The organism is Streptomyces sp. NPDC046931 (assembly GCF_040644655.1).
Classification (GTDB): domain Bacteria; phylum Actinomycetota; class Actinomycetes; order Streptomycetales; family Streptomycetaceae; genus Streptomyces.
In genome coordinates this window covers 436,817-443,924 of record NZ_JBEYWX010000004.1, presented here as the reverse complement: position 1 = coordinate 443,924, position 7,108 = coordinate 436,817, and the positions used below count along the sequence as shown (strand labels likewise).

Below are 7,108 nucleotides of genomic sequence, written 5' to 3'. Positions count from 1 at the left end.
TAAGGACTGGGCCACCGCGGACGCCATCCGCGACCAGCTGAACCAGTCGGGTCTGGTCATCGAGGACAGCCCCCAGGGCCCACGCTGGACCCTCGGCCCGCGCTGATCCCGCCCCGGCCACTCCTAGATCGATTGTGCCGCCCGGCCCTTCGGGCGGCACACTGCATAGACGTACGTACGACGGCTTCAACAGACAGGTAGGTCATGGCCGCGAACAACCGCCGCATGTCCGGCAAGAAGGGCGCGCAGGTCGGCAGCGGCGGCAAGCGGCGCCGCGGCCTGGAGGGCAAGGGCCCGACCCCGCCCGCCGAGATGCGCAAGGGGCACGCCAAGCAGCGCGCCGCCAAGGCGAAGACGCGCCGGGGACAGGGGCGCCCGCAGCGCCGTCCGGGCGGCAAGGCGTCGTCCGAGCTGGTCGTCGGGCGCAACCCGGTCGTCGAGGCGCTCCGCGAGGGCGTTCCCGCGACCACGCTGTACGTCCAGCAGTTCATCGACAACGACGAGCGCGTGCGCGAGGCGTTGCAGCTGGTGGCGGAGCGCGGTGGGATCAACCTCATGGAGGCCCCGCGTCCCGAGCTCGACCGCATGACGGGCGGCCTCAACCACCAGGGGCTGGTCCTCCAGGTCCCGCCGTACGAGTACGCGCATCCCGAGGACCTCCTCGACGCCGCGTTCGACGAGGGTGAGGACCCGCTGATCGTCGCCCTCGACGGAGTGACCGACCCGCGCAACCTGGGCGCCGTCGTACGCTCCGTCTCGGCCTTCGGCGGGCACGGGGTCGTGGTGCCCGAGCGGCGCGCGGCGGGGATGACCGCCGGTGCGTGGAAGACGTCCGCCGGTACGGCCGCCCGTACGCCCGTCGCGCGTGCCACCAATCTGACGCGTGCCCTGGAGGCGTACCAGAAGGCGGGCATCACCGTCGTCGGGCTGGCCGCGGACGGGGACGTCGAGCTCGGCGACCTCGAAGCCCTCGAGGGGCCGGTCGCGATCGTCGTCGGCAGCGAGGGCAAGGGCCTTTCGCGGCTGGTCGGCGAGACCTGCGACGTCCGGGTGCGGATTCCGATGCCGGGTGGCGCCGAGTCGCTCAACGCGGGTGTGGCCGCGGGGATCGTGCTGTACGAGGCGGCCCGCAGGCGCGCCTGAGGCCGACGGCCTCCGGGCCTGCACGGGCGCTTCCGGCAGGCCTGGACGGTTGTTCGTACTTCTCACTCGTACGGGGGAAACCGGTCGTACCGGACGAGCTTGACGGGGTCCGGACAGATCCGCGCGGTCAAGGCAGTGTCCTAACCACACGTCACTCGGTTAGATGAGTGTGGAGACCAGAACACGCCGCACACCCACGGGGGAGCGGTCGTCGGGATTCGACGACGCCCCCGCGCTGAGCATGGTGAAGGTGCCGAGCGACCCGGCGCAGGTCATCGTCAATCATGCGAGTTTCCGCGTGCAGTTGGGCGCGTCGGCGCGGCGCGCCCAGTACCCGCGCGCCGCACGGCAGCCGAGCGCCCCCCCGGACGTCGCGCGCCTGTCCCGCGTCGGTGCGGCGGGCGGCACCGACGTCTCCGGCGCCGCAGGGAGCCGCCGCCGCCCCGTCGTCTGGAGCGGAAGGTCCGCGCCGGACGACACCGGGGCGCACCGGCTGTTGCAGGCGGTTCGGAGCCAGAGCGTGCGTCATGGCGAGGAGCCGGCCGGCAATGCGGGTGCGACCCAGGTCATCTCGCGCCTCGGTGTGCAGGACGTGCCCGGGACCCACGGCCACGACTCCGGCGCGACGCGGCTGCTGCCGCACATGCGGAGCGCGGAGAGCGCGTACGACGAACACGTCTACGGCGACACGCTCTACGGCGGACCGCCCTACGGCGAACCCTCCTACGACGACCCTGCCTACCGTGAACCGGCCTACGGCGAGCCCGGCCACGGGGAACACCTCTACGGCGGCCCCCTGTTCAGGGACGAGATCGGGACCGGCGAACCGGAGAGGCCGCGCGGGCGGCACGGGGGCACGCCGGGCTCGTCCGCCGCGGCGGCGGTGCGGCACGCCTACTATCCGGGCCGCCGGATGAATCTCGGAGTGGTGCTGCTGCCGCTGCGCATCTTCCTGGGCTCCATCTCCGCCTACGCCGGCATGGGCAAGCTCTGCGACCCCGTCTACTTCGACGGCGGCAAGCGGGGCTCCATGGTGACCTGGCTCAGCACGCTCCACCCCTGGGAAGTCGCCGAGCCGCTGCGGCAGTTCGCGCTTCAGCACCCCATCGGCACCGGGCTCGTCATCGCCTTCCTCCAGGTGATCGTGGGCGTGCTCACCGTCCTCGGTCTGTGGCAGCGGGTCGCGGCCGCGGTGGGCGCGCTGCTGTCGGCGGCGCTCATCGTCACCGTGAGCTGGCGGACCGTTCCCGCGTACGACGCGCCCGACATCATCTACCTCGCGGCCTGGTCACCGCTGATCATCGCCGGGGCGCCGGTGTACTCCGCGGACGGCCGACTCGCGGGCGGCGCGTGGCGCAGGCTCGGTCCTCGGGCGGACATCTGGGAGCTGCGGCGCTATGTGCTGCGCCGGGGCGCGCTGATGACGGCTCTCGTGGCCGGGCTGACCCTGCTCGTAGGGTCGCTGCTCGGGGGTGCGGTACGGGACGCGGACCGGGTGGTCGTCCCCGGGCCCGGGGAGGCGCCCCGCAACGAGCTCCCCGGCTCCCCGCTGCCCGGCACGGACGGCGGGCGGCAGCACCGGTCGAGCCCCTCGGCCTCGCGGCCGTCGGCGACGCAGGGGGCCACCTCGTCGTCGCCGTCGAGCGCGGTCACCACGCCGGGTGCGGCCGGGGCCACCGGCAGCGTCACCGGCGGCCAGCCGAGCCAGACCCAGGGCACCGCGGGCCAGGCCCCGCCGCGGCACTCGGTGCCGGGGCGGCAGGCCCCGAGCACCAGCGCGGGGCCTTCGTCCTCGGGCGGAAGCGGCACGGGCGGCCCGACGGGCGGGGCAAGCGGCAGCAGCGGCGGCGGAAGCAGCAGCTCCGGAGGCTCGGACCACCTGGTGGGCGGCCTCCTGGGCTGACCGCACCCGAACCCCGACGAAGGGCCCCGCACACATGTTGCCGTGCGGGGCCCTGTCGGCGACGGGGGCTATGCGCCAGGCGCGAGACCCGGCCTGCGCGCCGAGTCGGTGGGTCAGCGGTGCAGGGCCGCCAGTTCCTTGGCCGCCTCCGTGAGGTCCTTAGCCGTGTCGATGGCCCGCCAGTAGGCGCCCTGCGGGAGGGGGAAGCCGGCCAGACGGCGTTCCCGGGCCAGGCGGGGGAAGGTCGTGCGTTCGTGGTCTCCGCGCTCGGGGAGCATCTTGGCGAACTCGGCGGAGAACACGTAGACGCCCGCGTTGATCTCGAACGTCGACGGCGGGGCCTCGATGAAGTCCGTGACGCGGCCGAAGCCGTCCGTCTTGACGGCGCCCCACGGGATGCGCGGGCGGGCCAGCGCGAGCGTGGCGACCGAGTCCCGCTCGGTGTGGAAGTCCGCCATGTCCCGCAGGGAGAACCGGGTCCAGATGTCGCCGTTCGTCGCGTACCACGGCTTGTCGGGGTGCGGCAGGTGCTCCGCGGCGTACCGCAGACCGCCGCCACGGCCGAGCGGCTCCGCCTCGACGACCGTCGTGACACGCACGGGCAGGTCGGCGGAGTCCAGCCACCGTTGCAGAACGTCGGCGAGGTGGCCACAGGAGACCACGACGTCCGTGACACCCTCTTCGGCGAGCCACACGAGCTGATGGCCGATGATCGGGGTCCCGGTGCCCGGGATCTCCACCATCGGCTTGGGCCGGTCATCGGTGTACGGACGCAGCCGTGAGCCCTGGCCTCCGGCCAGGATGACGGCTTGAACGGGGCGCGAGGCGGCGTTCGGATCGGTCATGACCGAACTGTACGTCGCGCGCCCCGTCCGCTGTCCGGGCGGTCGGCGGCCTCAGCCTTGCTGCGTGGCCACGCCCGAGGCGAAGGACGTGTCGCAGACCGGGCGGGCGTAGGACTGGGCGCGCGTGGGGCCGTAGACACGGACGGCGGCGCGGCCCAGGGCGCGGGCGATGGACACGCAGTGCCTGGCCAGCGACGGGCGGTCGTTGACCGCCTGCTGGAGGTGGGTGAGCGCGACGCCCGGGTTCTTCTCCTGGAGCTCCAGCAGCAGCTTGTCGCGCAGTACGTCCTGCGGGGCGCGGGAGGAGGAGTGCGTGGAGACGTCTTCGGAGGACGCGGCGAGCACCGAGTTCGAGGATCCCCCCGACCAGTTCACGCGGGTGACCGCGAGTGTCCCGGAGAGCACCAGGACGACGGGCAGGACGAGGGCCAGCGTGCGGCCGATCCGGTGGGCGGGGCCACGGCCACGCCGTGTCCGAGGAGTAGTGGTGTGCTTCACGCGAGTGAGAGTAGCGCGGGGTAGTGATTTGGCGACATTTAGTCACCGGTTCGGGGGAATGGAAAGGGACGATTTCTGGGTAGGGGGTTGACGTCCACGGTCGAATTGCCTCGTATGCCGGGGTATTTGTCGACAGCGAAGAGAGCTGTCGACGGCAAAGAGGGTCACGCGAGGAGGCCCTGCGGCATGCCGCAGGGCCTCCTCGTCACTCCCGTGGAAAGGGGCGGACCCTCAGTCGGAGAGGCGCTCGCCGGTCGAGGTCGAGAACACGTGGGTCTCGCCCGGCCGCGGCACCACGTGCAGCTGAGCGCCCTTCTCCGGCACCTGGCGGCCGCCGACGCGGACCACCAGGTCCTTGGTCTCGCCGCCGACCTCCGCGGAGCCGTAGACGTAGCCGTCGGCGCCGAGCTCCTCGACGACGTTCACGGAGATGGCGAGGCCGGCCGGGGCGTCCTCGGCCTCCTTGGACAGCGAGGAGGCGGCGGCGCCGCCCAGCTCCACCACGTCGAAGTGCTCGGGGCGGACGCCCACGGTGACGGTGCGGTCACCCTTGTCGGCGGCGGCCTTGAGGGCCTCGCGGTTGACCGGCACGACACTGTTGCCGAACTTCACGCCGCCGTCCGTGATCGGGACCTCGACGAGGTTCATGGCCGGGGAGCCGATGAAGCCGGCGACGAAGAGGTTGGCCGGGCGGTCGTACATGTTCCGCGGCGAGTCCACCTGCTGGAGGATGCCGTCCTTGAGCACGGCCACGCGGTCGCCCATCGTCATGGCCTCGACCTGGTCATGGGTGACGTACACGGTGGTGATGCCGAGACGGCGCTGGAGCGACGCGATCTGTGTACGGGTGGAGACGCGGAGCTTGGCGTCGAGGTTGGACAGCGGCTCGTCCATCAGGAAGACCTGCGGCTCGCGCACGATGGCGCGGCCCATGGCGACACGCTGACGCTGACCGCCGGAGAGCGCCTTCGGCTTGCGCCCCAGGTACTCGGCGAGGTCGAGGATCTTCGCGGCCTCCTCGACCTTCTTCCGGATCTCCGCCTTCGGCACGCCGGCGATCTTGAGCGCGAAGCCCATGTTGTCGGCGACCGTCATGTGCGGGTACAGCGCGTAGTTCTGGAACACCATGGCGATGTCCCGGTCCTTGGGCGGCAGATGCGTGACGTCGCGGTCGCCGATGCGGATGGCGCCGGAGTTCACGTCCTCGAGCCCCGCCAGCATGCGGAGCGAGGTGGACTTGCCGCAGCCGGACGGGCCGACCAGGACGAGGAACTCCCCGTCCGCGATCTCGATGTCGAGTGCGTCGACGGCGGGCTTGTCGGAACCCGGGTATACCCGGGTCGCCTTGTCGAACGTGACAGTGGCCATGGTGAATGGGCCCCCTTCACCGGCAGGAACGTGCCGGACGATCCGTTGTAAAGGTGGTGTGCCACTACGGGTTTCCGTTGTGGTGTAGTCCACGTGAGTGAACTGGCTCAGGACGGTACCTGGCCTTCACCTGCTCTGTCAGTACCCGGGGGACTGTGAACTTCGCGGAAATTTTCGACGGTACGGGCCCGGGACCTGGGTACACTGCACGGGCGCGCATACGCACGCCTCCTTAGCTCAGCTGGTCAGAGCGCCGCTCTTGTAAAGCGAAGGTCGTCGGTTCGAATCCGACAGGGGGCTCTCACGCTGAACAGCGCAAACGCCCCGGCCGGTGATCGGTCCGGGGCGTTCCGCATCCACGGATGACATCGACCGGGGCGGTCACTCACGCGCTGTGTGCCCGATGTCACGTGCCTCTGCGGGTGAATCCACGGACGGCGCGACAGACGATGAGGCGATCGTGTCGCGGGCGGGTTGCAGCACAAGGATCCGCGTGTCCGCGCCTCGCCCGATGCCGGACCTCAGGGAGTGGTGATGCAGGTAGCCGTGGTCACCTTCGACGGGTTCAACGAGCTCGACAGCTTCATCGCTTCCGCACTGATCAACCGATGCCGTAACGACGGCTTGGAAGCCTTCATCACGACGCCCACGCCGGTGATCACGTCGATGAACGGCGTCGAGGTGACCGGCCAGCGCCCGATGGAGTTCGTGACCGAAGCCGAGGTCGTGCTGATCGGCAGTGGCGTGAAGACGCGCGACGTGGTGGCCGACGACCGGCTGATCTCCAGGCTGGAGCTCGACCCTTCGCGACAGCTGATCGGCGCACAGTGCTCCGGCGCACTGGTGCTCGCGCGTCTGGGGCTGCTGGATGCCATGCCGGCGTGCACGGACATGAAGAGCCGGCCCTTTGTCGAGGCCTGCGGCGTCACCGTGCTGGACGCGCCGTTCCACGCCGAGGGGAACATCGCCACGGCGGGCGGTTGCCTGGCGTCCCAGTATCTCGCCACGTGGGTGATCACCCGCATGCTCGGGGAGGACGCCGCGCGCGATGTCATCGGCTATGCGGCCCCGGTCGGCGAAAACCAGGAGACCGTCGAGCGCGCCATGCGCGCCGTCAACGCCGGCGAGATTTCACTGCGCTGACGCCCCGCGCTCAGCCCTTTCGGGGCCGCTCCTCCCGGGCTCGCCACTCGCTTGCGTAGGGCCGCGTCCGGGTCCCCACTCGCTTGCGTAGGGCCGCGTCCGGGTTCCCACTCGCTTGCGTAGGGCCGCGTCCGGGTTCCCACTCGCTTGCGTAGGGCCGCGTCCGGGTTCCCACTCGCTTGCGTAGGGCCGCGTCCGGGTTCCCACT

At 71.3% G+C, this 7,108-nt stretch carries 6 protein-coding genes and 1 tRNA gene; 4 read left to right on the top strand and 3 right to left on the bottom strand.

Going from position 1 to position 7,108, the window contains the following annotated elements; translation table 11 throughout:
• The first annotated feature begins 204 nt into the window (after positions 1-204).
• Positions 205-1,143, top strand: a complete 939-nt coding sequence (gene rlmB / locus ABZ876_RS11745) for a 23S rRNA (guanosine(2251)-2'-O)-methyltransferase RlmB (RefSeq protein ID WP_361778088.1) — start codon at positions 205-207, stop codon at positions 1,141-1,143.
• Between the two features lie 163 nt (positions 1,144-1,306).
• Positions 1,307-3,046, top strand: a complete 1,740-nt coding sequence (locus ABZ876_RS11740; RefSeq protein WP_361778085.1) for a DoxX family protein — start codon at positions 1,307-1,309, stop codon at positions 3,044-3,046.
• Positions 3,047-3,159: 113 nt separating this feature from the next.
• Here ABZ876_RS11740 and ABZ876_RS11735 read toward each other — a convergent pair whose 3' ends face one another.
• The 3 genes from ABZ876_RS11735 to ugpC all read right to left on the bottom strand — a co-directional run bounded on the left by ABZ876_RS11735 (position 3,160) and on the right by ugpC (position 5,757).
• Complete coding sequence (locus ABZ876_RS11735) at positions 3,160-3,891, bottom strand: nucleotidyltransferase family protein (RefSeq protein WP_361778082.1); 732 nt, start codon at positions 3,889-3,891, stop codon at positions 3,160-3,162.
• A gap of 51 nt (positions 3,892-3,942) precedes the next feature.
• Positions 3,943-4,389, bottom strand: coding sequence for a hypothetical protein (locus tag ABZ876_RS11730; protein WP_361778079.1), 447 nt, complete (start codon positions 4,387-4,389; stop codon positions 3,943-3,945).
• A gap of 231 nt (positions 4,390-4,620) precedes the next feature.
• A complete protein-coding gene (gene ugpC, locus ABZ876_RS11725; RefSeq protein WP_361778076.1) occupies positions 4,621-5,757 on the bottom strand; it encodes a sn-glycerol-3-phosphate ABC transporter ATP-binding protein UgpC in 1,137 nt (378 codons plus the stop codon).
• A 226-nt stretch (positions 5,758-5,983) separates the two neighbouring features.
• Between ugpC and ABZ876_RS11720 the strand changes: the two genes are divergently transcribed.
• Positions 5,984-6,057: transfer RNA gene (locus ABZ876_RS11720), tRNA-Thr, on the top strand.
• A 234-nt stretch (positions 6,058-6,291) separates the two neighbouring features.
• The gene (locus ABZ876_RS11715) at positions 6,292-6,900 is read left to right on the top strand and encodes a DJ-1/PfpI family protein (protein WP_361778073.1); all 609 of its coding nucleotides are present in this window, start codon (positions 6,292-6,294) and stop codon (positions 6,898-6,900) included.
• The last annotated feature ends 208 nt before the right edge of the window (positions 6,901-7,108 follow it).

Bases quoted from the DNA above. Each gene is read 5' to 3' on its own strand.
- ugpC (WP_361778076.1), bottom strand. From the start codon at position 5,757: ATGGCCACTGTCACGTTCGACAAGGCGACCCGGGTATACCCGGGTTCC.
- ABZ876_RS11715 (WP_361778073.1), top strand. From the start codon at position 6,292: ATGCAGGTAGCCGTGGTCACCTTCGACGGGTTCAACGAGCTCGACAGC.
- rlmB (WP_361778088.1), top strand. From the start codon at position 205: ATGGCCGCGAACAACCGCCGCATGTCCGGCAAGAAGGGCGCGCAGGTC.
- ABZ876_RS11740 (WP_361778085.1), top strand. From the start codon at position 1,307: ATGAGTGTGGAGACCAGAACACGCCGCACACCCACGGGGGAGCGGTCG.
- ABZ876_RS11735 (WP_361778082.1), bottom strand. From the start codon at position 3,891: ATGACCGATCCGAACGCCGCCTCGCGCCCCGTTCAAGCCGTCATCCTG.